This is a genomic window from Shewanella sp. DAU305 (assembly GCF_026802235.1).
In the GTDB taxonomy this organism is placed as follows: Bacteria; Pseudomonadota; Gammaproteobacteria; order Enterobacterales; family Shewanellaceae; genus Shewanella; species Shewanella baltica.
Genome location: NZ_CP113808.1, coordinates 4,318,427 through 4,344,902, shown reverse-complemented (window position 1 = coordinate 4,344,902; position 26,476 = coordinate 4,318,427). Strand labels below are relative to the sequence as shown.

At 46.4% G+C, this 26,476-nt stretch carries 19 protein-coding genes; 9 read left to right on the top strand and 10 right to left on the bottom strand.

The annotated features are described in order from the left end of the window. Positions 1 to 42 precede the first annotated feature (42 nt). Entirely contained in the window at positions 43 to 771 is a 729-nt protein-coding gene (locus tag OX890_RS18470; RefSeq protein WP_268649711.1) for a 23S rRNA pseudouridine(2604) synthase RluF, read from the bottom strand. 129 nt (positions 772 to 900) lie between these two features. After that, the gene (locus tag OX890_RS18465) at positions 901 to 2,235 is read right to left on the bottom strand and encodes a Na+/H+ antiporter NhaC family protein (RefSeq protein WP_107403921.1); all 1,335 of its coding nucleotides are present in this window, start codon (positions 2,233 to 2,235) and stop codon (positions 901 to 903) included. Positions 2,236 to 2,959: 724 nt separating this feature from the next. Here OX890_RS18465 and OX890_RS18460 point away from each other — a divergent pair. Then, positions 2,960 to 3,805, top strand: a complete 846-nt coding sequence (locus tag OX890_RS18460; protein ID WP_268649710.1) for an FAD:protein FMN transferase — start codon at positions 2,960 to 2,962, stop codon at positions 3,803 to 3,805. A gap of 322 nt (positions 3,806 to 4,127) precedes the next feature. Here OX890_RS18460 and OX890_RS18455 read toward each other — a convergent pair whose 3' ends face one another. Together OX890_RS18455 and OX890_RS18450 are read right to left on the bottom strand one after the other, a co-directional pair. Further along, positions 4,128 to 5,759, bottom strand: a complete 1,632-nt coding sequence (locus OX890_RS18455; protein WP_268649709.1) for a methyl-accepting chemotaxis protein — start codon at positions 5,757 to 5,759, stop codon at positions 4,128 to 4,130. A 163-nt stretch (positions 5,760 to 5,922) separates the two neighbouring features. Further along, the gene (locus tag OX890_RS18450; protein ID WP_106651445.1) at positions 5,923 to 6,813 is read right to left on the bottom strand and encodes a DMT family transporter; all 891 of its coding nucleotides are present in this window, start codon (positions 6,811 to 6,813) and stop codon (positions 5,923 to 5,925) included. 351 nt (positions 6,814 to 7,164) lie between these two features. Between OX890_RS18450 and OX890_RS18445 the strand changes: the two genes are divergently transcribed. Then, on the top strand, positions 7,165 to 7,941 hold the full coding sequence (locus tag OX890_RS18445; RefSeq protein ID WP_268649708.1) for an AraC family transcriptional regulator: 777 nt from the start codon (positions 7,165 to 7,167) through the stop codon (positions 7,939 to 7,941). 790 nt (positions 7,942 to 8,731) lie between these two features. On the opposite strand, the gene OX890_RS18440 is transcribed toward OX890_RS18445, so the two are convergent. The 4 genes from OX890_RS18440 to OX890_RS18425 form a co-directional block, all read right to left on the bottom strand. Beyond that, positions 8,732 to 9,136: a GreA/GreB family elongation factor gene (locus OX890_RS18440; protein WP_268649707.1), complete on the bottom strand. Its 405-nt coding sequence runs from the start codon at positions 9,134 to 9,136 to the stop codon at positions 8,732 to 8,734. 745 nt (positions 9,137 to 9,881) lie between these two features. Further along, positions 9,882 to 10,016, bottom strand: a complete 135-nt coding sequence (locus OX890_RS18435; protein WP_006080444.1) for a DUF2474 domain-containing protein — start codon at positions 10,014 to 10,016, stop codon at positions 9,882 to 9,884. A 101-nt stretch (positions 10,017 to 10,117) separates the two neighbouring features. Next, entirely contained in the window at positions 10,118 to 11,125 is a 1,008-nt protein-coding gene (gene cydB, locus OX890_RS18430) for a cytochrome d ubiquinol oxidase subunit II (protein ID WP_107403925.1), read from the bottom strand. A 60-nt stretch (positions 11,126 to 11,185) separates the two neighbouring features. Further along, positions 11,186 to 12,520 carry a cytochrome ubiquinol oxidase subunit I gene (locus tag OX890_RS18425; RefSeq protein ID WP_268649706.1) on the bottom strand — a complete coding sequence of 445 codons (1,335 nt, stop codon included), beginning with the start codon at positions 12,518 to 12,520 and terminating at the stop codon, positions 11,186 to 11,188. A gap of 157 nt (positions 12,521 to 12,677) precedes the next feature. On the opposite strand from OX890_RS18425, the gene OX890_RS18420 reads away from it, so the two are divergent. Next, positions 12,678 to 14,090, top strand: coding sequence for an aminotransferase-like domain-containing protein (locus OX890_RS18420; RefSeq protein ID WP_268649705.1), 1,413 nt, complete (start codon positions 12,678 to 12,680; stop codon positions 14,088 to 14,090). A gap of 211 nt (positions 14,091 to 14,301) precedes the next feature. After that, complete coding sequence (locus OX890_RS18415; RefSeq protein WP_012090043.1) at positions 14,302 to 15,600, top strand: O-acetylhomoserine aminocarboxypropyltransferase/cysteine synthase family protein; 1,299 nt, start codon at positions 14,302 to 14,304, stop codon at positions 15,598 to 15,600. A gap of 120 nt (positions 15,601 to 15,720) precedes the next feature. Here OX890_RS18415 and OX890_RS18410 read toward each other — a convergent pair whose 3' ends face one another. Further along, positions 15,721 to 18,933 (bottom strand): DUF2339 domain-containing protein, encoded by a 3,213-nt coding sequence (locus OX890_RS18410; protein WP_268649704.1) that lies wholly within the window; start codon positions 18,931 to 18,933, stop codon positions 15,721 to 15,723. A 330-nt stretch (positions 18,934 to 19,263) separates the two neighbouring features. Continuing rightward, positions 19,264 to 20,400: a methyltransferase gene (locus OX890_RS18405; protein ID WP_259582160.1), complete on the bottom strand. Its 1,137-nt coding sequence runs from the start codon at positions 20,398 to 20,400 to the stop codon at positions 19,264 to 19,266. 184 nt (positions 20,401 to 20,584) lie between these two features. Between OX890_RS18405 and OX890_RS18400 the strand changes: the two genes are divergently transcribed. The 5 genes from OX890_RS18400 to OX890_RS18380 all read left to right on the top strand — a co-directional run bounded on the left by OX890_RS18400 (position 20,585) and on the right by OX890_RS18380 (position 26,121). Then, entirely contained in the window at positions 20,585 to 21,313 is a 729-nt protein-coding gene (locus OX890_RS18400; RefSeq protein WP_268649703.1) for an alpha-ketoglutarate-dependent dioxygenase AlkB family protein, read from the top strand. 184 nt (positions 21,314 to 21,497) lie between these two features. Then, positions 21,498 to 21,818 (top strand): BolA family protein, encoded by a 321-nt coding sequence (locus OX890_RS18395; RefSeq protein ID WP_006080458.1) that lies wholly within the window; start codon positions 21,498 to 21,500, stop codon positions 21,816 to 21,818. A 286-nt stretch (positions 21,819 to 22,104) separates the two neighbouring features. After that, positions 22,105 to 23,223, top strand: coding sequence for a TRAP transporter substrate-binding protein (locus tag OX890_RS18390; protein ID WP_126492620.1), 1,119 nt, complete (start codon positions 22,105 to 22,107; stop codon positions 23,221 to 23,223). Between the two features lie 168 nt (positions 23,224 to 23,391). Next, positions 23,392 to 23,901, top strand: a complete 510-nt coding sequence (gene luxS, locus OX890_RS18385) for an S-ribosylhomocysteine lyase (RefSeq protein WP_006080460.1) — start codon at positions 23,392 to 23,394, stop codon at positions 23,899 to 23,901. Between the two features lie 165 nt (positions 23,902 to 24,066). After that, positions 24,067 to 26,121, top strand: coding sequence for a TonB-dependent receptor domain-containing protein (locus OX890_RS18380; protein ID WP_126492619.1), 2,055 nt, complete (start codon positions 24,067 to 24,069; stop codon positions 26,119 to 26,121). Positions 26,122 to 26,476: the final 355 nt, after the last annotated feature.

The following is a 26,476-nucleotide window of genomic DNA, read 5'->3' as shown; positions in this document are numbered from 1 at the left end:
GATTGTCTGCTATTAGCTCAATTTTAAATCCAAACCATCTATTTATTTCATCGCCAGTACTGCTTTTAGCTCTGCAACTTCCGATTCTGTTAATCGCCGCATTTGACCTTCTTGTAACTCACCCAATGCTAATTCGCGTAAATTTAGTGTCATTATGGCGACGCGCTCAAGATCGATAACGTGATATCCGAGCGCCTTGGACATCCTACGAATTTGGCGATTTAAGCCCTGTATCAGTACGATTTCAAAGCTGTCCGAACTGAGACGGCGGACTTGGCAGGGCAGGGTTTGCAGGTCTTTATAACGTACTCCACTGGCCATCTGTTCAACAAAATCATCAGTGAATGGTCGGTTGAGGCGCACATGGTAGGTTTTGCTATGGGCAAAACTGGGGTGCATGAGTTTATGGGTCAGCTCACCATCGTTTGTTAACAGCAGTAGGCCGCGGGAATCCTTATCGAGCCTGCCGACGGGATAGAGTCTTGGCGCTTTGGGAAGTAGGTGTATGAGACTCGTTTCATCCTGCTCCAGCAGACGGCAATCTGTGCCTACGGCTTTGTTCAATATCCAGTTGGCGAGGGTTTCGGTTTTTGTGATGGGTGCGCCATCAAGCTCAATATTGTCGAGGCAATTTAATGACTCGCCTAAACGGACGGGATCTGTGTGGCGGGCGATATGGCCATTGAGTGTAATGCGTCCGGCCTCAATCAAACGGCAGGCTTCACGGCGTGAGCCTATGCCACACTGGGCGAGGTATTTTGCAAGGCGCATATCAATCCAAGGTTGATGAATTTAAACATAAAAAAGGAGCCGAATTCGGCTCCTTCAATTGTACTTATCAGCATCTTAATTAGCTATTTCAACCTGCTGTTTAACAAGCGATAAGTACAGTGCGACTTATTAATGACGTTTACGGAAAATCACAATCGCAACGGCCACGACGGCTAAAATCATACAGTACCAAGCGTGTGATACCGCAGCCAATGGGGTGATGCTAAAGGTCGAGGCGATCAGCAAGGCTTGTGCGCCATACGGGATCAAACCTTGGATAATACAGGCGAAAATATCGAGGACGCTGGCGGCACGTTTTGGGCTCACACCATGTTTCTCGGCTAAGTCTTTAGCAATATCACCGGTCACCACGATAGAAACAGTGTTGTTGGCCACACAAGTGTTAGTCACTGCGACTATGCCAGCCATACCCAGTTCTGCGGCGCGGCATGAGGCTTCACCTTGTGCCTTTGAAAAACGCGTGATCAGCTTTTCAATCTGTTTGCTCACAAAGGCAAGACCACCTTGTTGCTGCATAAGTGCCGCTAAACCACCGACCAGCATAGACAGAATGAAAATCTCCTGCATATTGCTAAAGCCAGCATAAATATCTTTACCAAATTGGATCACGCCGTAATCCATGGTAAACAGACCCGTAGCGCCCGCTAATAAGATACCTAAGGTTAAGACCACAAATACGTTCAGACCCGCCACCGCTAAGATCAAAATGGTCAGATAAGGAATGACCTTAATGAGATCTATGTTCTGCGTGGCTAATTCCGCTTGGCCTTGGCCTGCAAATACAAAGGCAATCAAGGTAAGCAGTGATGCTGGGATAGCGAAAATCAGGTTTTCACGGAATTTATCTTTCATATCACAGCCCTGAGTACGGGTGGCTGCAATCGTGGTATCTGAAATAATCGATAAGTTGTCACCGAATAGGGCGCCAGACATGACCGCACCTGCCATCAGGGCGTAGTCGATTTGTGCTTGGTCGGCCACGCCGAGGGCGATGGGTGCGACAGCAGCTATGGTGCCCATTGATGTCCCCATGGCTGTTGCGATAAAGGCCGCAATCACGAAGAAACCGGGTAACAACAAGTTTGATGGGATCAGTGATAAACCCAGAGCAACGGTGGCATCGACGCCGCCTGTGGCTTTAGCGACCGCCGCGAAAGCGCCTGCTAATAGATAAATCAAACACATCGCAATAATGTTGCTGTGACCAATACCGCCAATAAAGGTATCAATCGATTGATTCAATTTCTGCTTTGATAGAATCAACGCCAGAATAATCGCAGGTAAAATGGCGATAACACTCGGTAATTGATAGAAGGCGAAGTCGACACCTTGGCTTTGGAAATACACACCCGCGCCAATGAAAAGACCAAGGAAAACAAATAATGGCAACAGGGCAATGAAAGATGCCGGGCTGTGCTGTGTTGCTGGTGTTGGATTGCTCAAATGTTATCTCTCTTTCGCTTAGAGTTCTTTCCGCTGGTTCCTTAGCAGTCAAACTCGCTTAAATTTAGTGTCGCTTCGGCATCGTATCTTAGCAACTTGAGGCAAAGCATATTTGATCCCCGCCAACCTGTCAATTTAGACGTCTAGATGTTTTTACTTCCGTTGTGATCGCTAGGTTATTAATAGGTTGTATAAGATGAAGCTCAGTCTACATTTGAATTTATAATCAATGTGTTATCATTTTGCATTCAGGTTAAGTTAGCGGGTTTTTATCTGATTTAGAGTGTATTGCAACTGAATGGAATAGCGTAAAATTTAAGCTGTGGCCCGGGGTGATGGGATAAGTTGGCTGTTTATCGCCCCATTGAGCTTGAGTCATTGATGGGTAAGTCAGCATAAATAACGTAAATGATGAGTGGCATTAATGAATAGGGCTCATTTGGGGACGTATTGACTGAGTTCGCTTGTGTAGCTTTGCTATAGCAATGGCACGTCAAATAACTTTAACAAAGCCTTAATAAGCAATCTATTGTTTTTAAATGTAAAACGGTGTTAACCATCTAAAATCCCCATAAAAAATAATGATAACAATTTGTATTGAAGTAGAGACTTTAATAGAATCCGCACAAATTATGTTAATTCCTCTTAGTGCTTTGTTTAAATTTAACTGGATGAAGCGTTTATTGCTGATCCCTCAGATCTTACTACCACAGTAGGTATTATCATGATACGTCGCGCTAAGCCATTACTCGGGACACTGGTGGAAATCGCTGCCGAGTCACTGCCACATCAAGGCGGTGAGGCACAACTTAAAGATAAAGCCTTGGAAACTGCTATAAGCGCGGCTTTTTCGCGTGTTACGCATATTGGTCGGTTACTGAGTTTTCATCAGCAAGACAGTGAGTTAAATCAGCTAAATCGCCAGCCGGGGACATGGATTCGTGTAAGCCAAGACAGTTTACGAGTGCTCAAGTTAGCTAAGTGGCTAGGCAAGGCGAGCAACAACTTGTTCAATTGTACCGTCGGCGGGGAAATGATGTCCCGCGGCGCTTTGCCTGCCTATCTTGGTATGCCTTTACTATTGCAAGGCGAGTGGCAAGATATTGAAATAAAAGATAATCAAGTGAGATTAGCTAGACCACTCATTTTGACTTTAGATGGCATAGCCAAAGGTTATGCGGTCGATATGGCGGTGAGTGAGCTGCGCCGTGCGGGCGTCAGTGGTGGCTGGGTGAATGCCGGTGGCGATTTAAAAGTCTTTGGTAGCGCCTCTTTAAATGTGCTCTGCCGTGGCCCAAAGGGATTGAGCCAAAAGATTTGCGTGAGCAATATGGCGCTGGCAAGCTCGCGAGTATCACAAACTTTAAGCCATGATTATCCTGCGTTATTACTGCCCACGGGCAATGTTACTGATGTGAATGTCGATACTGAAACTGAGCGTATTGTCAGTGTGAGTGCGCCTTTTGCTTGGCGTGCCGATGCCTTGACTAAGGTCGCAGGTTACCTTAGTTCTGACTCCGTCACTGATAGAATTGCCCACTTAGGTGGTCGATTAGTCAGTTTTGAGTGATGTATCTTTTGGCTGTTTTACAGCTTTTGCAGATGATTGAATTAGAAATTCAATCATTACTGTGAGTTAACATTAAACAGTTAGTACTGTTATTCGCACTTTAACGGGTGAATCGATACAACTTGGGTTCAGTATCGTTACCGTTATTTGCAATTTGCAATTTGCAATTTGCAATTTGCATACGGCAGTGGAGCTTTTATTATCTTCAGGCTTTGTTTTGCAGGATTCCTATTAAATTGTTTCTATTAAAAAGAGTGCCTTTATTGGGCACTCTTTTCGTTTCAATAGCTTATCGCTAACCATTTATCGTTAGTCATTTATCTTAAGCGACTTTAAATCGCGCCACTTCTTTTTGTAGATTGTTGCAAATAGCCTTAGTGTTGACGACGATTTGCTGAGTCTCTTGAATGACTAAGTTGCAGTATCTTGTTTTATCGGATAATTCAGTCAAGTTACGGTTAATTTCTTCGGTTACATGGGTTTGCTCTTCGGTCGCCGTTGCCGTTTGAGTGGACATCTCGCTGACCTTAGAGGTGGAGTTTAGGATTTCATCCAATGCATCTTGGGTTTGGCTGGCGAGGGTGACGGTTGATGTGGTCAGGCTGGCGCCCGATTCAATGCTTTTAACCGCGTCATTTACGCCGCGTTGTAACTCTTCAATCATACGCTGAATATCTTGGGTCGAGGTTTCGGTGCGACTCGCTAGTGTACGCACTTCGTCGGCGACCACGGCAAAGCCGCGGCCCTGTTCACCAGCGCGCGCCGCTTCAATTGCTGCGTTAAGGGCGAGCAGGTTAGTTTGCTCGGCAATAGAGCGGATCACATCGAGCACTGAGGCAATGTTGGCTGAATTGACTGAGAGCTTTTCGATAACCGTTACGGCATTCTTAACCGATTCAGACAGTTGCTGAATATGATTAACGGACTGGGCGAGGATATTTTTACCTTCCACCGTTTGGTCGTTCACCTTAGTGATTTCGGTTGCCGTGTGCAGGGCATTGCTGGCGACTTCTCTTACGGCCGCACTCATTTCATTGACTGCTGTGACTATGGTATCGACAAACTGCTCTTGTTCATGGCTGATGTTGATTGTGGTGGTGGACTTAGTCGCAAGGCTTTCAACGGTTTGGCTTACATCCTTGGTTTGACCAATAATCGAGATCACCATCTGCTGCAGTTGTTCCACAAACAAGTTAAAGGCCTCGGCAAGCTCACCGATTTCATCCTGACGTTTGATGGGGATCCGCTGAGTTAAGTTACCGTCACCATCAACAATGTCATTGATCCTGCTGGTGATATCTTTAATGGCATTAACGATGATTTTAGGGCCAAAGTAGGCAATCAACAGGGCGACTATGGCCACTAAGCTGGCTATGGTGAGGGATATTTGGGTTTGGGTGGTTGCCTGTTCAGTTGCTTGTAAGTCTAGCTCTTTTACGCGGTTATCGGCCGCTTCCCCCGCCGCATTGTAGATGCTTCTTAAAGCTTTAAATTCTTGCTTGGATTTGGTCTCGTGAAGCTGTTTCGCCCGCGCAAAGTCGTTACTTTTGACTGCGTTAATGACTTCAGATGAGGCTTGATACCAAAGGGAAAATTGCGCTTCAAAGCCATTGGTGGATTGCAGTACCAGCAGATGGTCTTTAAGGATTTTTTTAAACTCGCCCATTCGGTCACGGGCTTGGTCGACGTTTTCTTGCCAGTTATCAATCTCACTCTGGCGATTCTCGGCCGATAATTCTTCCCTTAATAACACTTCTTCACTCAGCTGTGCTTGGTAAAGATCGCGGTCGGCATTGAGAATTGCCGAAATCGCAGGATTAAATAACTGACTGAATTCTTGCATCTGTTTTACCGTCGCACGGCTTTGCATGGCGTCTGTGACGGCCATAACAATGAGCGCTGTCGCCATAATGGCAAACATCAGTGAAAACTTAACGCGAATACTGTTAAACATAGGACGATCTCCATTAATAACTTAATAAATAGCTTAGCCGTTATTTATAGAATTGCTTTTACATGCAGTAAATTGCGATGGGATTCTGGGCGAAGTTTTGTGCCCATAGAAAGAAGATGAATAGCCCCGACTGTGCAGCCAGGGCTTAGGTGTTTAGCTTAAATTATTCGGGGCAAGCTAAGGTGGGGATGGCTTTTGGCTTAGGTTTTATCTGCACTAGCATGACGCCAATAATGACCATAGAGCCGCCAATGTAATGATAAATGGCTAAGGTTTCATTTAGGATGATGGCCGCCAGTATCGCCGCAATAATCGGCATTAAATTAAAGAATACGCTGGTGCGATCGGCGCCGAGTTTGCTGATGCCATTGATCCAAGCCCACGGCGCGAGCAGCGAGGCTGCAATTGCCGCATACAGTATTAGTGGTGCCGATTGCGTGCTGATCGCCATACTCGGGCTAGTGAACAGCAGTGGTGTCAGCATGAATACGGCTATGAGTCCTTGAATATAAACCGATTCCCAAGTGGGCAGTGGTAATTGCCAGCGTTTTAGTAATACACCATAGAGTGCATACACAAAGGCGCTGAACAGCAATAACAAGTCACCTTGGGTGACGCCGATGGCAAGATTCATCATATCGCCGTGGCTTAACATAAAAATTAAGCCAACGAGGGAGATCAGCGTGCCACCAAAGGCTAATGGCGACAGCTTCTGCTTGAGTAAGGGCACGGCTAAAAACAGGCTGATCATGGGCACGAGTGAGGTGATCAATGCCATATTTGTCGCCGTGGTGGTGGCCGCTGCAAAATAGGCCAGACTCTGGTTGAGCACCATACCTAGCATGGCCAAAGTCGCGAACTTAGGTAACAGCGGCAAGATCACTCGGCGCTTTTGCCACACGCGACCCGCGACAAAGGGCGTTAATAGCAACATTGCAAAAAACCAACGGTAAAACGCTATGGCTTCAGGATCGATAATCCCAAATGAGAGTTTATTAACTATCGAGTTACCCGCCCAAATGAAAACGGCTAATAGGGGAAACAAATACAACATGATTTTGCCTTTCGATAATGGTTTACGTGGCTGGACATGAGTTAATAGGCATAAGCGACTGAGTCTACATGGCTAAAACTGAGTAACTCAGAACGAGAGACTCTGCTTACTACGTATTACTTATACATCCAGATAATCATTGCAGGCAATTATCCATGGTCGGTTATGATATAGATATCGCTTATCAGACAAGGTCAGTTCCTCGGCGGACAGAGTGCTATGGGATGGAAAAATCGCTTGAGCGCGATTAAACCAGTGCGATTAAATCTGGATTGCTTGAGTGCTATTAACCAGTTGAGTGCTATTGAATCAGAGAGTGTATTGAGCTAGAAGGCTTTAAGGACAGGCAAAATGCGTACGGTTTATCATCCCCTTACGGCAGAGCAAGAGCCAGTTGCGGATATTTTCTTTAACTATGAAGCTTTCTTGCCAAATACGGTAACGCCAAAACATCAACATGTTTGGGGACAACTGCAGTTAATCAGCGGTGGAATTATGGAGTTACATGCTGCAGGGCAACGATTTTTATCTCCGTCGCAATATGCAATTTGGGTTCCTGCGGGGATAGAGCATGAAAGTTTCACTCGGCGTAGTATCCATTATTGTTCGATGAATATCGTTGCCGAGCGGGCTGCGGCGTTTCCCCTAGAGACCTGTTTGTTAGCTGTGACACCTATTGCCCAATCAATCGTTAACGACCTACGGGAGCGGCAAGTTAGAGTGGCAAACTCGGCGGCGGATAAGCGCCTCGTTGAGGTTTTGCTCGATCAGCTCACTATCGGCCAAGCTCTGCCGCAATTTTTGCCCACAGTCTCAGATAAACTGTTACAGCCGTTGTTGCTGGCACTCGAAGCCGACCCAGCGAGTCCTAAGACCTTTAAATCTTGGGCCAATGAATTACATACCACAGAGCGTACCTTAGCCCGTCGTTGCCAAGAGGCGCTGGGGATGAGTTTTACCGAGTTAAGGCAAAGGCATAAGTTTATCTATTCATTACAATTTCTGCGTCAGGGGCTAGCTATTAAAGAGGTGGCATTAACGCTCGGCTATAACCAAACCTCACCTTATATTGTGATGTTTAAAAAGTATGCCCAGTGCTCGCCGGAGCAGTATCGCCGTCGATTGTGATGGCGCATAAGTTTAGTGTGATGGCATATAAGCTTAGTGTGTTGAAAAATGATCTGTTGTTAATTCGAACGCTAGCGGATGTTGTGTGGCGATAAGCGGATAAAACCGAGAAATAAAATAGGGTGCCAAAGCATTTAGCACCCTATTTTTCGGCCTATTTAAAGAGAGGATTTAAGGGTTTTTTACATTGCTGGATAAATTAGTCGGATGCTTTTTGGCGGTTCCGTTTATCCTGACGCTTCTCTTTTAAGGTTTTCATTGGCGGTTTTTTGTTTTTTTCTTTACTCATAGATATAGACTCCAAAGTGAAGGTCACTATCCGGTTCCGCGCCGCAATTCGGTTCCGATAGTTGGGCTCAATTTTTATTTCAGGCTTAAATTGAGTCGGTTTATTTATAAAGGACGCATAAAACGTAATTTAACGATGAGGTGCCGAACCTGAACCTCTTAACCCCTTTGCTGTTTTACCTTAAAGCGCTGCCATGACTTAGTGTAAATAGTGGCAAAAGGCGTTAATTACAGTGCTAAATTCATTTAATACCTGTCTTTAATAAATAACGCGGCCAGTTAATGACTTCAAAATAACATTCCTTCTTATCCTATTATGTTGAAAGTACCGCTAGAAGCCGCCGCTAATAGCGAGTTGAAGCATGTTGTCACGGAGTTGAACACACTTTATCTTTAAAATACGTCATCTAAAAATGGCTTAACACTTGAACGAACTTCGGAGTTGAATTCGGGCATAAGCTGCTAAATGGCCACTAAAAATAACGCTGCTTGAATCAACTGGCTACTTAGCTTTTTTCGGTTGCTTTTTCGCTAGGCTGACATCTTTAATCATAAATAGCACCGGCTTGCCTAAAATACTCACTTCAGCCAGTTCGCCCTTAGACCGCCCAAGCAAGCTGACGCCTAAATCGGATATAACAGAGAAGCGTCCTGCACTGGGTTTATGCTTTGGTGGATACACGAGTTCAATTTGATACTCTTGCTGATCCTGCAGATTAACTAAGCGGATCTCGCGCCCTACAGTCACTTTATCATTCGCCGTATCATGCTTGAGCTGCTCAAGCTTGCTAATCACCCCAGCCAAAGCGGTTGGGCGCAGTGAGGCATTAAAACTGTTCTGTAAATAATAGGTTTCGGTTTTTAGAATAAAATTCTGAAATAGACCGCTAAAAAATGAATATGTCATTCCTGCCTCTGAAATAACCAAGTAAAAGTACAAGCAAAGAATTTTAAAAGAGTGATAACTGTATTCAGTGCTTATTTAACAAGAGTATTAAAGTTCTGCCGAGCGCGAGTGACGCTCGGCTTAGACTGGGAATTTGAGAGAGAAACGGAATGATTTAGCCAAACAGCACGTTGAGCTAAGAGTGCTAGCTAATACATGGGAAAATAGTGATGAAAATGCAGTGCTAAACATAGTTTTACATCTCCAGTCAAAAGTGTGTGTTATGGGTTGCTTTTTCAAGCGTTCAATATGGCGAATAATGTAAAGTGCTAACTAAGTAAAGTGCTAATTAAGTAAAGTGCTAATTAAATAAGCCATGTTTACTTGGTTGATACCATAGGCCAAGTGAAAAAATAATGCAAGCCCAACCAGGTTTATATTGCTGAATATACTTATCTACAGAAATGTGCATTTAACACTAAATTAACTTTGTTGGTGTTGATGCCAATCTTAGTCAATTTAATCCTAGCACGCGTAAAATAAATCGAGCGCTGATGGGTTTAGCGATGAAATACCCATTAAGTAAATAGCGCACTAATTCACTAAAGTTGCTCATTCAAATAAAGTACTCATTCAATAATGTACACTCGAATAATCCCTTAGCCCTGTGATTATAATACTTAAGTATATTTTAACGCTATGCTATGCAAGCTAACTGAATTAAGCCTTAATGTGTGCGTTTAAATGGTAAATATCGGGTATCCACTTAGGTGGTTAATCCCGCGCCTTTCAACAGTATTTTAATGCACATGGAGACGAGGAACAGGCAACTGACGCTCGTGCACCAAATGAGCACTAACCAGCCGAGTCGATAGCTGAGGGATTTAGTTGGGGTCGTCATGTTTATCTCCAGCATGTGTAAAGTTATCTAAAGTGAATTAGCGACCTAAGCCAAATTAGCTTAGGTCGCGTTTTGGGAAGCCTCTTTTAACTGAGTCATGGCTAGTGATAGCCTGCATCTTTAGTCACTTTGCCGCGGAATACGTAGTAGCTCCAAAAGGTGTAAACCAAAATCAGTGGGATGATCATCAGCGCGCCGACGAGCATAAAGCTTAAGCTGCTATCGGGTGCTGCCGCCTGCCAAAGGCTGATGTTGGGGGGAATAATGTGCGGCCAGATACTGATCCCTAGTCCACTAAAACCTAAAAAGACTAGGCATAAGGTGAGCAGAAATGGCTGATAGTTATCATCGCGGCGCAAGGATTTCATCAAGGCCCAGCCACAGGCTAATACCAGTATTGGCACTGGGGCGAAATAGAATAAATTCGGCAAACTAAACCAGCGTAGGGCAATATTAGGCTGCACAAAAGGCGTCCATAAACTGACTAAACCTATGGTCATAAGTAAGCATAAGGTCAGTGCTCTGCCGAGTTGTTGCATGGTCGTTTTAAGCTCGCCTTGGCATTTTTTCACCAGCCAAGTCGCGCCGAGTAAAGCATAGGCCAGCATAAGGCCAAATCCACAGAAGAGTGAGAAGGGCGTTAACCAATCGAAACTACCTCCGCTAAATTGCTGCTCGCTGACCGAAATGCCCGAGATAAACGCCCCCAGCACTACGCCCTGTGAAAACGTGGCCGTGATAGATCCGAACATAAAAGCTTTATCCCAAAATGGTTTAGCTTCTGCGCCCGACTTAAATCTAAACTCAAATGCCACGCCGCGAAAAATCAGTGCCAGCAGCATGATGAGCAGCGGTATGGTCAGCGCTTCGAGCACTATGGCATAGGCGAGGGGAAAGGCACCGAGCAGGCTGGCGCCGCCGAGCACTAACCAGGTTTCGTTACCATCCCAAACGGGGGCGACGGTATTAACCATAATGTCCCTGTCGTCCTCGTCGTGAATAAAGGGAAACAGTATGCCTATGCCGAGATCAAAGCCATCCATCACGATATACATTAAGGTGGCAAAAATGATGATCCCGAACCAAATCAAGGGTAAATCGAATTCCATGGTGAGCCCTTAAATATGTTTAAGATTGAATAAGTAAAACTAGATTTATTTACTTTAAAATTAATGACTTGTCGCCGCGATATCTGGCCCTTTGCGGATGAGTCGCATCATATAGCTATAACCCACGCCGAAGATGCCGCAGTAACTGACAATGAAAATCCCTAGGCTGCTACTCAGGTGGGTAACGCTGTGGGAAGACACGGCATCCTGAGTGCGCATCAACCCTTGGATCACCCATGGTTGGCGGCCAAGTTCGGTGGTAAACCAGCCCGCTAGTGTCGCGAGCAGTCCTGCAGGGCCGAGCACCAGTACAAATCGCAGAAAGTGTTTGTTGCTGTAGAGTTTGTTTTTGCGTCTGAGATAAGCGCTCCACAGTCCGGCAAAAATCATCAATAGGCCTAAGCCGACCATGACCCTAAAACTCCAAAACACTAACAACACATTGGGTCTGTCCTCGGCGGGATACTCAGTCAAGGCTGGCACTTGTTTGCTTAAATCGTGCTTTAAAATCAGACTCGCCAGCCCTGGAATTTCGAGGCTGAAGTGGTTTTTCTCTGCGTCCATATCGGGGATGGCAAACAAGACTAATGGCGTGGGTTTATCGCCCTCATTACGCCAATGGCCTTCCATCGCTGCTAATTTTACAGGTTGATATTCAAGGGTATTTAAACCATGGAAGTCACCAATCACAGCTTGCAGCGGCGCGACGATTAACGCCATCCACATCGCCATAGACAACATCTTACGGATTGCTGGCGTGTCGTTACCTTTGAGTAAATGCCAAGCCGCCGATGCGCCCACAAAGAAAGCCGACGAAATAAAGGCCGCCACTGTCATATGGGCTAAACGATAGGGAAATGAAGGGTTAAACACTATCTGAAACCAATCCACAGGAATAACGCGATTGTTCACAATTTCAAAACCTTGGGGCGTCTGCATCCAACTGTTTGACGCTAAGATCCAGAAGGTCGAGATAATCGTGCCCGTGGCGACCATGCAAGTGGCGAAGAAATGTAGGTTTTTGCCGACCTTCTGCTGACCAAATAACATGACCCCCAGAAAACCCGCTTCGAGGAAGAAGGCGGTAAGCACTTCATAGGTGAGTAGCGGCCCAGTTACGCTGCCGGCGAAGGCGGAAAACGCGCTCCAATGGGTACCAAATTGGTAGGCCATAACAATGCCAGAGACCACGCCCATGCCGAAGTTAATAGCAAAAATCTTCGACCAAAATTGATAGAGTTGTTGGTACACCTGATTCGCTGTTTTCAACCATAAGCCTTCTAATACCGCTAAATAAGTGGCGAGGCCGATAGTGATGGCGGGGAAAATAATGTGAAAAGAGATAGTAAAAGCGAATTGGATCCTAGCAAGTACAGTGGCATCAAAATCAAACATAATTTCCTCGAGAGATAAGAGTCTCGTTACAAAGGCATTCATTAATGCAGTGTCCACTGAACCTAATATTGGCCCAGCGGTGAAAGCTTGTGTGCCATTAGAGCATGGGATAAGCTGGCTATAACAGACACAGAATATATTAAATGAGCTATAACAGATGGCGAAGTACGAGCAGTTAGCGCAGGAATTAAAGACACGAATAGCCCAAGGCGTCTGGCAGGCGGGGGACAAGTTGCCGTCGCTGCGCCAAACTGTGGCCGATTCGGGTTTGAGTTTGATGACAGTGCTTAATGCCTATCAGCTATTGGAAAGCCAAGGCGTGATTACGGCGCAGGCAAAATCGGGTTATTTAGTGGCGCCGCAGCCAGAAACCTTTCGCTATCCCGACCGTCAGCGGCAGATTTATCTCTCTGATAAAGTTGATATTAACGAGTTTGTCTTCTCTGTTTTGCAGGCATCAAAACAGGCGGGGATAGTGCCCTTTGGCTCAGGTTTTCCCGATCCCAGTTTATTCCCGCAGCAAGCGTTGGCGCGCTCGTTAGTCAAGGTCACTCGGCACATGTCACCGTCTTTTGCTGCCGATAATTTACCGCCGGGGAATGCGGGACTGCGTAAGGCGATTTCCCAACGTTATGCCAAATTGGGTATGAGCATTTCACCCGATGAAATCATTATTACTTCGGGCGCCATGGAGGCGCTCAACTTGAGTTTAGCGACCTTAACTCAAGCGGGGGATTGGGTAGTCATTGAATCCCCGACCTTTTATGGCGCGATGCAGGCGATTGAGCGGCTTAAGCTTAAGGCCATTGCGGTCGCGACGGATCCACAACTGGGGATTGATCTCGAGGCGCTAGCGGAAGTGTTAAAAACCTACCCAGTGAAAGCCTGCTGGTTGATGAGTCAACATCAAAATCCCCTTGGCTGTAGCTTGTCAGATACTAAAAAACAGGCACTTTATCAGTTACTAAACGAGCATAAGGTCAGCCTGATTGAGGATGATGTTTATCAAGAACTCTATGTCGGCTCTAGTGCACCAAGGCCTGTAAAAGCCTTCGATACCGAAGGAAGGGTGCTGCACTGCGGCTCATTTTCTAAGTCTTTGATTGCAGGTTATCGTGTCGGCTGGGTGGCGGCGGGACTGCATGCGCCGCAGCTACAGCGCTTGCAAGTTATGTCGACGCTATCGACCAGCGCGCCCATGCAACTTGCCATCGCCGATTTTATTCAGTCGGCACAATATGAACGCCATTTGAAGCAGTTACGTAAAAAGTTAGCCGATCGCAAATTGGCCATGTATCAGTTATTGCGCGCGCATCTGCCCGAGTCTGTGGGGGTTAACTTTGCGCAGGGCGGCTATTTTCTCTGGTTAGCGTTGCCAGCACACATGGATGCCACGCAAATTTATTCTCAGGGGATTGAGCGCGGGATCAGTATAGCTCCCGGCAATCTCTTTAGTAATCAGGTCGAGTTCCGCCATTTTATGCGCCTGAATGCCTCATACGAGTGCTCGCCAGAGATAGTCTCTGCTGTCGTGGTGCTGGCCGAACTTATCCGTAACTATTCGCGCTAGTTCGTGATATTAGCTCGTTAGGTTCGCTTTTTATATGAGCCTGTTATGTTAGCCCGTTTTGTTGTTTGGGGTTTTCGGTCAGAAGTTAAATGCTGAGGTTAAAAAAGTTTTAGACTTCCAGATGTCTATCTGTTAGCTTGTTGAACATGCACAAATCTTGTGCAATCCTCTTGGTTGGATCAAGGACAGCACTCTGTTGAAGGAAGTCAAAATGAAGCTTGAATCACTGGCATTACACTACGGTTATGAGTCAGAAGCGACCACGAAAGCGGCCGCGGTACCTATCTATCAAACCACCTCTTATACCTTCGATGATACCCAGCATGGTGCTGATTTATTTGACTTGAAAGTCGCAGGTAACATTTATACGCGGATCATGAATCCTACTACTAGCGTGCTAGAGCAGCGTCTCGCAGCCATTGAAGGCGGCATAGGTGCGCTGGCCGTGGCATCGGGTATGGCGGCGATTACCTATGCTATTCAAGCCTTGACTCAAGTTGGCGATAATATTGTCAGTACCAGTCAGCTCTATGGCGGCACTTATAATCTGTTTGCCCATACGCTGCCGCGCCAAGGCGTAGAAGTGCGTATGGCGGCCTTCGATGATTTTGAAGGCCTCGATGAGCTGATCGACGACAAAACTAAGGCCTTGTTCTGCGAATCAATTGGTAATCCCGCGGGGAATATTGTTGATTTACAACGTTTAGCCGAGATTGCCCATAAGCATGGCGTACCTTTAATTGTCGATAATACGGTCGCAACCCCAGTGTTATGTCGCCCGTTTGAGCATGGCGCCGATATCGTTATTCATTCTTTAACCAAATATATTGGTGGCCATGGCACGACCATTGGCGGGGTGATTATCGATTCTGGCAAGTTTGATTGGGTCGCCAATAAGGAAAGATTTGCCTTACTCAACCAAGCCGATCCTTCTTATCATGGCGTGGTTTATACAGAAGCCTTTGGCCCCGCAGCATTTATTGGTCGCTGCCGTGTGGTACCGCTGCGTAATACCGGCGCCGCACTGTCACCGCACAGCGCATTCTTACTGCTGCAAGGCCTTGAAACCTTAAGCCTTAGAATGGAGCGCCATTGCTCGAACGCGCTAGCATTAGCCGAATATTTGGTGTTGCATCCGGCGGTGAGTTGGGTGAATTACGGCGCCTTGCCGAGCAGCCCTTATCAGGATAATTGCCACAAGATCACTGGCGGAAAAGCCTCTGGGATCATTAGCTTTGGGATTAAAGCGGCCACGCCTGAAGAAGGTAAAATTGCCGGCGGACGTTTTATCGATGCGTTGCAGATGATCCTGCGTTTAGTGAACATCGGCGATGCGAAATCTTTGGCCTGTCACCCTGCGAGTACTACGCACAGACAGCTCGATGCCGATGAACTGGCAAGGGCTGGCGTGTCTGAAGATCTTATTCGTATCTCAGTTGGGATTGAGCATATTGACGACATCATTAACGATGTGGCGCAGGCGCTCGATAAGGCACTGGTGAGCAAGTAGTTCTTATCGAATAGCCCATGTCGAATAGCTGATACCCCATCGATTTATTAAATCGTTAACAGTAAAAAGCCGCCATTGATTCAATTCGATGGCGGCTTTTTTAGTGCTTTTAAAACGATGTTAATCTTGCTGCAATCGATTTCTCGCCTTCTGGTAGAAGTAAGAAACGGTAAGCAAAATAACCCCGATCAGCATAAAGGCAATCACCTTTTGCACTAGTTCGAAGGACGCCATATCCAGTAATAGCACCTTGAGCGTCGATAGGATAAATAGCCCTGCGGCGAGGCGGATCATATCGGCATTTTGTGGTTTTAAGCTGATAAACATCAACACACTGCCATGGATAACCAATAAAATCGCGCTGAGTGGGGCGGCAATCATGTTATCGAAGCTATAACTCCACATGAAGTAACTCAAGGCGAGTAACAGATGCCAACCCCACTTAAGTCCTTGTAAAGGTAAGATACGTCTATGTAAGCGTATTGCTGCGCCGTGCTGCAAGATAAGCCTTGCTAGGAGTGCCAGCGATAAAAACTCGATTAACACAAATGAGGCATTATCACGATTGAGCCCAAGCGTGATCTCAAAATGCAACATGATGGGCAACAGGGCTAAGCCTAACGTTAGGCCGTAGGCGAGATGGTAGCTTTCCTTTATTGCGGCTTGGATTTCGGCGACTAGAGTTAACTTCATGCTATGTGAGGCTTGGCCTTCAGCTCTTTTTCTTAAACTTTTTTGGATAAGCAATGCAAAATAACCACTTAAGGCTAATGCTGTCATCGCTATTCCTACTAGCTCTGAATGATTAAAACCATAAACGATTACGGCCAATACCAGTGCAAAGTAATAAGGGCTCAGTTGCCATTGTAGCTGCAGCAAGGGGCGCCATGTTTCGGGTAATTGGCGATAACGAAGCAGGGTGAAGCCCATAAACAGGGCGCCAACGGTCAGCGCCGCGAGTCCTTGCCAAGCGTGAATAAGACATAGCGAGGCTGTCATCATAACCGCTAGCCAAGTGAGGATTTTGGCCTCTATGTTCAAACTCTTATGCTTAACAAAATAGGCTAAACCTAGGCTCATAAAGGTGCTCAGCCAGAGGGCGAACGCGGTATATTCCCAATAGTTGCGGATAACTTTAGGCAGCAGAATAAGCGGCAGCAGCAAATAGCAGCAGATTTGCACGCTGTAAGCGGCTTTAGCAAATAGGGCATCTTTATAGTGGCGGCGATACCAATAATGGGCCAAGAGTAAGGCGGTAAATAACTCAATTCGTGCCAGTTTGGCCATAAGCGGCTGGGCGCTAAAGCTAAAACTGTCCGCGAGCGTTATGCCTTCAACGACCTTAAAGAGCAGCGGTAATAGCAAGATCCAAGCGGCAAATTCGCTGATAACGAGTTTGTCCTTTGCGCTTAAATACAGCAGTAATAGGCTGACCAGCGGCAAGATAGCGAGATAGTAATCGCTGCTCAAAAGGTAAGCCGCGAGGATAATTGTCGCCACATAAAAACCGCTTAATAGTTCTTTTAGTATTCTGCAAAGCTGATGTTCTAACGCAGAAAGCGGCGCATGGGTGAATGTTAATAGTCGAATGGCAAAGACTAAGGCGGCGCAACTTAAGGCCAGCGCTATCAGCGAAAAGCCAAAGGCCGATAAAGGTGAAATCGATAAGGTATCTAACATTCTGGATTCTAACAGTGCCATGCTATCTAGCACGCTAAACGCATTTAGCCCTAATCCCATCAGCAGTAATACATATGCTTCGGCGCGCACCGAAACCAGCTCTTCTTTGGTGCCAATCCATAACAGTAATAAGGCTTCGAGCAGTAAGACTAAGCCGAGGAAATCATGGCTGAGTAAATACAGCGCCGCGAATCCGGCAAAACTTCCTGCAAAGACTAACAATAAGCCGCTGCAGGCTTTTTCTAAGCGGCTTTTTAGCTGCCAATAGAGGGCAGCACAAATTAGAGCATTAACCGCAAAGATTTCCCCTGCGAACTCAGTAAATTGCGTTAATTCGAATAGCACAAAGGCGAGCAATGCAATCGGCAGAGCGAGCATGCGATGGCTCAGCGTATTGCTTGGTTGTTTATCTTGATGGGTAAATTGATAGGGAAATATTAGGCCGGTGATGCCGTAGAGATAAAAGGTCGCATTAATACTGATAAGCGCCAGCAGACTGCCGCCGCCAAAGTCGGTGAGTGGCAATGGCACAAAATAGCTAAAGGCTTCGATGCAGCCAATGTGCAGCAGGGCGGTGATTTCCACTAATAGCGGCCACTTTAGCTTACGACTCTGGGCAAGGGCGCCGGCACCAATAAGCAGTAAATAAGGAAGATACAGTAGCGGCGCGTAGCTTTGGGATAACAGCATCATAGGCGCGGTTGAGCCGCCGACTAAGGCGATGACGGCAATGACTTTGGCATCTAAGCGCATCGACAGGCCATAACCTGCCAGAGTGATCAATAACAGTAAGATAAAACTCGCGCTATTGGGGATGATTTCAAAATATGGCCCAATAAAGTAAGCGCAGAGAAAGTTAAGGATAAGGCCTAATCCGACTATCCCTGAACCAAAGTCCGCCATGCCTGCGCGTTTTTGGCGAATAAAAATTCCGCCAGCTATGATAGCGTTCGCACTGGCAAACCCGAGTAGGGCTTTGCCCAGTTCAGAGAACCAATGGTTGATGGAATATTGCAGTAAGTAACCAAAGCCTAAGGTCAGGGTGATGATCCCCGCGACTGTCATCAAGAAGACTGGCCCTAATCCCTTGGCTTGATAATGATGGTAGAAGGATTTGATTTGTTCGGTAATTGCGCCAAAGGGCGCCATGATGGCCGCTAATCCTTGGGATAACAGATCATCAAATTGACTCGCCACTTGCACGCTTGCCTGTAATTTGACTTCATCACTCAGTTGTTGGCCCTGCGCCTGGTATTCGGTTTTAGCGACTTGTTCTGCTGAGGTATTTTTGGTGTTTCTTTGCCAAGGGTTTCCTTGCACAGCGTTTTGCTGCCATGGGTTGGGTTCTACAGGAACTGGCTCTACGGGAGTGGACTCAAGGATTGGTGTGTGTATCGCATAGGTTAATGTGGGCGCGTTATCGGCGGCGGGAACCACTGCCGCAATCGATGCAGCACCCGCTGTCATACTATCTGCCGCCATACTAAGACTGGTGTCAGAGGCGTCTTCAGTCGCAATTTGCTGACTTAAGGTATCGAGCTTAGTTGAAAATTCTGCCAACTGGCGGCTGAGTGAAGATTGCTGCGATAAATGCAGCGACTGTAATTGTGCCAGCTCAGCTTTTAGTTGGGCGACGTCATCCTTTAACGGCATATCTCAATCCTAGTTAAGTGCCTAATTGCTGTAGAAGCTTAGTGTTTAACCATTAGTGCTTAAGAATTCGTGCTTAAGAATCTAATTGCTAGAAAACAAACAGCTTAAAAACTAATAGCTTAAAAAAATTTAGCGCTTAAGAATTTAAGTACTTAAGCACCTTTGCAATAGGATTGTACTTGCGGCAGGGGATTTCGGCTAGCCATAGCGAGTGTCACAAAGTGCTGATAGTGGAGTAGATCAAAATGTTAGCGGGTGCAGTTTAACAAAGAGCCAGACATTGCTGGCCCTGATTAAAGTACTCATTAGTGGCAGGAATTAGCGGCAGAATTATTTCTTTTGCGCCTGCAGGATCACAAATTTACCGTTGGAGGCGACTGTGGTGCAGTTTTTAAATAAGCGCTGCAATTTCACATGGTAAGCCAGATGGCGGTTGCCGACGATATGTAAGATGCCCCCGTCTTTTAAGCGGCGGCGAGCGTCTAAAAACATCTGCCACGCGATATGATCGGTAATGGCTTCACCTTGATGGAAGGGCGGGTTACACAGCACCAGATCCGGTTGCACTTCTTCTGGCAGATGCGTCATGCAGTCGTCCCAATAGAAGTGGCCTTTATCTGTCGGTAATTGATTACGAGCCCAGTTTGCCTTGGCTGATGCGACCGCCATTTCGGAATCGTCGATAAAGTGGATATCAGCTTCAGGGAATAACTGTGCGGTTCGCAGTCCCAGCACGCCATTGCCACAGCCGAGATCGACAATCGACTTGAAATCCCCTTTCGGCAGATTTTCGAGCATGATGCGTGCGCCAATATCGAGCTTGTTGGCGGCGAACACATTACTTAAGTTGCTGATCTCAAGTTGATATTCAGGTACGGCCCAAGTCACTTCTTTCGCTAATGGTCTTGGTTTGCCATCACTGACACAGGTAATCACTCGGGTGTTTTTCCACGCTAAGCTGGCGCTTGCTGGGCCTAAATGCTTAGCAAAGACATCGAGCAAGGCGCCATTAATCGATTTGGCTTTGGCTGCCACTAATATACGAGTGCCAGCGGGTAACACTTGCGATAAGCGTGTTAGCTGGTGGGCAAAGTAGCTTAAGTTTTTAGGCAACTTCATCAATACTAAGGCTAAGTTTTCTGGCAAGGTATCGCGGCTGGTAAACCATTGCAGATTATCCAGCGGCAACTGATTGCGGCCATGGTTTTGTTCTGTGCCTAAAAAGCTGGTTCTGGCATCGGTTTCAACACACAGTGGCCAACTTGGATTCAGTTTCGATACACCACAGCTTAAGGCGCCGAAACTGTCGTTGATAATGGCGGTTGGCACGGCTGCTTGCTCTGACTCAATAAGGCTTTTGAGTAAGTGTTCATCGGCGGCATCCCAAGCTTGAAGATTAGATTCCTGCTGAGCTGGATACCGTAAAAGTTCGAGTTCAACACCCGCTACTGAAAATTGTGTTGTCATGTGCCACACTGCGCCAATAAATTAAGGCGCAGATTATCGCAGATTTCATGGCGCAGTGCGACGGCTCTGCATTAAGGATGTATAGCCCTAATATATAGGCCTAATGTATCGTCCTAAATGCAGTCTTGCTGTGGACGAAGCGGTAATTAAACGGCCGGATAGGAGAGGGTGCTGAACAAGCAAGATGATGACCAAAGATAATAATCAGCGTGACCAGAGTGACAATCAAGGTGGCGGCCAAAGGGTTGACTTGTTTTCTGAACTTGAGCCTGATGCAGCGTCGGATCCTGATTTGCAGTTAAGTTTGAACATGGCCGAACAAGGTTCGAAAAAAACTGAGCAACCCACACCGCCCATCACCTTAGTGCGGGGTTATCTTAATGCTGAGCAGCAAGCTGCGCTGATGAAAGAAGCGCAGACTTACCCCTTAAGTCGCCCCGAAATCCAAGTATTCTGTCAGTTTCACGCGATTCCCCGCCAGCAAGTGTGGTTTGGCGACTCGGGCTGCGACTATTTATATTCAGGACTGTTTATCCGCGCCTTACCTTGGCCTAAATATGCCCATAAGTTGAGGGAAAAGTTAACGCGGGATTATGGCTTGGCCAGCAATGGGGTATTAGTCAATCGCTACGCAGATGGTAAGGATTGCATGGGAGCCCACAGCGATGATGAACCAGAAATTGCCCATGGAAGCCATATTGCGTCTATTACCTTAGGCGCCACGCGGGATTTTGTGCTTAAGCATAAACACAGCCAAACCAAGTACAACATCAGTTTGCACAGCGGCGATCTGCTGATCATGCATTGGCCCATGCAAAACGATTGGTTACACAGCTTACCTAAACGCTTGAAAATAAAAGAGCCCCGCTGGAACTACACCTTTAGACAACTCATCGTTAATTTCCATGGCTAAATGCTCGTTGTTAAATGCCCGTTGTTAAATGCCTACTGTTAACTGTTTGTGGCTGCGGACTGCCTGCCAAATAAGGTGAGATATCATGTGGTCGTAGATCAGCAAACCGAATAAGTGAATTTGATCTTTTCCACCTGAAGCAGTACTCTGCGGCCACTGGATTTCCCCATTCTGAGACTCGAATATGTCCAATACTCATGCGCAGGGCACAGTGGCTAACACTATCACGCAGAAGTTAACCGAAGGCTTCTCGCCGACGCACTTAGAAGTGATCAACGAAAGTAATCGTCACCATGTACCACCGAATTCAGAAACCCATTTCAAAGTAGTGCTCGTGAGCGAGCAGTTTGATGGTTTACGCCTCTTAGCCCGTCATCGATTGGTTAATACTCACTTAGCCCATGAGCTCGCCAATGGCGTGCATGCCTTGTCAATTCACACTTTCACTCAAAGTGAGTGGGATGCTAATGCGCAAGTGCCTAATACGCCAAATTGTCGCGGTTAATTAAAAATTATTGCAGTTAATCAATAGACTAATTAATCAGCTCTACAAAGTTAATTAGCTTAGAACCCAAGGCCACTCCTCATCGAGTGGCTTTTTGTTTTAAGTCAAACTAAGGTCATTTTCTGGTTTCCTTGCCCGAGTTTCTGGTTTCCCTATAGGCGTTTCTGTGTTAACAATATGTTCTATTTTAAGGGTTTGGGTGATGCGACTGCGGAGCTCTGTCCTGAGAGCATGTTCACGTCTGTTAGAACCATGGGCTCGTTTGATTTCAGGGAGAGTATTAAAAATGCGTAAGTTTGGGAGTGTGCTCGTCTTAATGCTGCTGATGGGGCTGAGCGGTTGTAATCCCGCAGCCAGTGACGCGCAAAGCGTAGCCGTTTCCCATGCCGCAACGGATGACCCCCAAGCTATTCCCGCTATTGAATGGCGCCTTGCGACCTCTTGGCCCAAAAACTTCCCCGGTTTAGGTATGGCTCCAGAACGCTTTGCCCATTTAGTCAATGACATGTCTAACGGTCGGTTAAAGATCCAGGTTTATGGCGCGGGTGAGTTAATGCCAGCGTTTGCCGTATTTGATGGTGTAAGTCAGGGTAAAATTCAAATGGCCCATGCCGCCTCTTACTACTGGAAAGGCAAGGCACCCGCGGCGCAGTTTTTTTCATCGATTCCCTTTGGTATGACGGCGCAGGAAATGAACGGCTGGTTACACTACGGCGGTGGCATGGCGTTGTGGGATGAAGTGTATCGCCCCTTTGGCATCATTCCCCTCGCGGGTGGCAATACGGGCATGCAAATGGGCGGCTGGTTCAATAAACCGATTAATACGATTGCCGATTTTAAGGGATTGAAGATCCGTATGCCGGGCTTGGGCGGCGAAGTATTAAAGCGTGTCGGCGCTATTCCTGTGAATATGGCGGGGCGTGAACTCTATGGTGCGCTACAAACTGGCTCGATTGATGCGGCTGAGTGGGTGGGGCCATTGAACGACCTTGCCTTCGGTCTACATAAAGTGGCGAAGTACTACTATTATCCTGGTTGGCATGAGCCGGGTTCTAATATGGAATTCTTGATTAATAAAGCCGCCTTCGAGAGTTTACCTCAAGATTTACAAGTCATAGTTAAAGTCGCGGCGAGAGCCATTAACCAAGATATGCTCGATGAATACACGACCCGTAATGTTGCCGCCCTTGAAACCTTAGTGAATGATGAAGGGGTGGTGCTTAAGGCGTTTCCACCGAAAGTGTTGTTGGAACTTGAGAAAATCTCTAAACAAGTGATTGAAGAGCAAGCTAATCAAGATCCCTTAATGCGCAAAGTGTACGCCGCCTATCACGCCTACGAGCAAGGTGTGCGCCAGTATCATAAAATATCTGAGGATGCTTACAGCCAACAGCGTCAACACTAAATGCGTGGTGTTTTTAGCACTCACTGTCACATTAACAGCTGATTTATATGAGATGATTTCATCTTAAATTATCTTGTTATCGGCGTAATTCATTTGGTGTTATGCTTGCAAGCCATAAATAGACAGTTACAGTGGCGTTGATATCGCCCTGAGAATTTGGAGATCCCTATGCCATTACTTGATAGCTTTACCGTTGATCATACTCGAATGAATGCCCCAGCAGTTCGTGTTGCTAAGCACATGAGCACGCCAAAGGGCGATGCGATTACGGTATTTGATCTACGTTTTTGCGCACCGAATAAAGATATTCTCAGTGAGCGTGGTATTCACACTCTGGAGCATTTATTCGCTGGCTTTATGCGTGACCATTTAAATGGTAGCAATGTTGAGATTATCGATATTTCGCCAATGGGATGCCGTACCGGCTTTTATATGAGTTTGATTGGTGAGCCGACTGAGCGCCAAGTGGCCGATGCGTGGTTAGCTGCGATGGAAGATGTGCTTAAAGTGGTTGAGCAGTCTGAAATCCCTGAGCTGAACGAATACCAATGTGGTACGTATGAGATGCATTCATTAGAGCAGGCACAAGATATCGCCCGTAATATTATTGCGGCTGGCGTGAGTGTGAATCGCAATGATGATTTGAAATTAAGCGACGAAATTCTAGGTAATCTGTAACGGTTTGCACTCTTACTTGTATAAGAGTGCCTAGCCAGTAAATTCAGTTTCCTGAAGTTAATGAGAGAAAGCGACGAGAGTCGCTTTTTTTTTCAAACAAATTCAGCTATTTTACAAGTTAATAACAAAAACACCGTACGCTAACAAAATTTTTGGGAGCTTGGTATGCCTAGTCGTTACTTCACAGTATCACTCTGTGCAATTTCTGTATCTCTTGCCTGTTCTAACACAACGTTCGCCGATGATTTCCACAGTCAAATGCTTGAACTGAATCAGCTCAATGACACATTCCACTCCACTGCTGACAGTTTAGCGTTAGGCCAGTTAACGGCTTTGACGGTTTTACCTGCAGATCTTAACGGAAATCCAGCAAGCATTAGTATGCGCAGCGCGAGTCAAGGCGTGGCCGTATTGCAAGATAGAGTGTATTTCTCACCTGCGCCTTATTCTGCACCGCAATTACAACTATTACCCAATCTGCTGCAACAACAGAGTGTCACTGTCACGCCAATGGCGAATATGGCGGTTGGTGGGCAAGGGGCGTTTGGGGTGGTGAGTTATCAAACCTTACCTGTAGCCGAGCAAGCGGAAAACAGTAAGGTAACGCTCGAAGGCAATACGGATGCTGACTACAGTGTCGATGTGAATTGGGGCGTGAAGCAAAAAGAATACGGCATGATACTCGCGGTTAACTACAGCGATGGTAGCGGCGCCGATCACTTGCTCAATGGTCAAGATACTGACCGCCAAACCACTGATATCTTATTTAAAATCAACGCCGCGAGTTTACTCGGCGCCAGAAGTCCACAGGTGACTGAGTTTACCTACCAGTTCCTCGATGATGATAGCTATCGCTCCCAACTCGGCTTAACGCAGGCCGATTGGCAACAAGACCCGATGAGTTTGTATTCGGCCACTGCGGCAGATAAGCACCAAGGGCGACACCATAAGTATCAACTATCGCACCAAGTTGCGCTTAGTGGTGGGCATAAGGTCATCACGGACTTTTATTATCAATCCTATTCGCAGCAATTAAATCAACTTAATCAATTTGATGGGCAAATGCTCGATACCCAGAGTTTAGCAGCGCTGGCCGCATTTGAACGGCAGCCGACAGTCGATGGCGTCGCGGTCGCCTCGTTACAACAAGACAATGATTTTAGCTCCTTTGGGGTACAAACTGAGTCAGTGAATCAGTATGGCGCTCATCAAATTAGCTATAGCGCCCGTTACCATACGGATAAAGCCGAGATGCATCTTGGCGATCAGCAGAGTCTATGGCAGCAGGACTTGAGTGTAGTGAGTGATGTACCCAATGCGCTGTTGGCTTATACCGATGATGCGACGGCATTCACTTCGGCCATCGACTCCTTGTTTAATTGGGATGGATTGCAGCTCAAACTCGCGCTCGCCTATGAAAAAGTGGATGTTAATCGCAAGGTCAATTTAGCCTACGCCGGACTCGAAGCGGCAGATTTTTCCGACAGCGATTGGATGCCACAACTTGGCGTTTTATATCATGCTGGAGATTGGCGCTTTAGTACGGATATTCGACGTTCATGGACCGCCGCGAGTGCGGGGAATCTTGAGCAAGAGGCACAAGTGTCGCTGCAATATCAAGTCAGCGCCCAATATGCCAGCGAGCGTTTTAGTGCTGATATCAAAACCTACGTCCAAGATTTTGATAATCTGCATGTCAATTGCGATGCGTATACCCAATGTGCCGACAGTCGATTGTGGGTTCAAGGCAATGTCGTGGATGTGCTGACCAAAGGAGTTGAGCTGAATCTTGGCTATCAGTGGGAACTGGGCAGCGTGCAGTTACCTTTAGCCTTGAATTATCAGTATTCAAATGCCGAGTATCAAACCAATAGCTGCAATGAAATCCAAGGTTGCGTCGTGGCTGGCGATAGGGTGGCTTGGTTACCCAAGCAGCAACTGCAGTTGAGTGCTGGGATGAAATACGCAGAATATGAACTGCATGCGAATGTCTTTTATCAATCGGAGCGCGAAATGGGCCAATTTGGCGCCCAATTACAGCCTGTCGCCGCACAATGGCGGGTAGATTTAGCGGCGAATTATCATTTTAACCGTCACCATGAGATTTATTTTCGGATAGAAAACCTCTTAGATGAGACATTAGTCACAACAGCATCAAATAGCGGAATTCGATCGGAAAATGGACGTATTAGCTATTTAGGTTATCAATGGCGCTTTTAAGTTGAATTTTATTTCGTTTGAATTTAAATCAATTGAAACAAATAAGATCGATTTAAGCCGTGTTTAGTGGATGTTTCGACTTTTTGCTAAATTAAATCTTTAATTATTAATGCTATAGTACCCAGTGGCCGTAATATTCTCTCTTTCTGATCAGTCACTAGGTCGGAAGGTGAACGCCGTAGCGCATGATTCTTTTCAATCCGTATTTTAGGTTTGAAATCACCTATAATTTTCGTGGCGATGCCAAGTCAATTGGGGTAAAATGCGCGCGACCAGCGTGATTGCGATCGCATTTCTGTGATAAATCTGCGCTAGCTCAATGCAGTAGGTTTTGTTTAAAACCTAAGTATTTAGC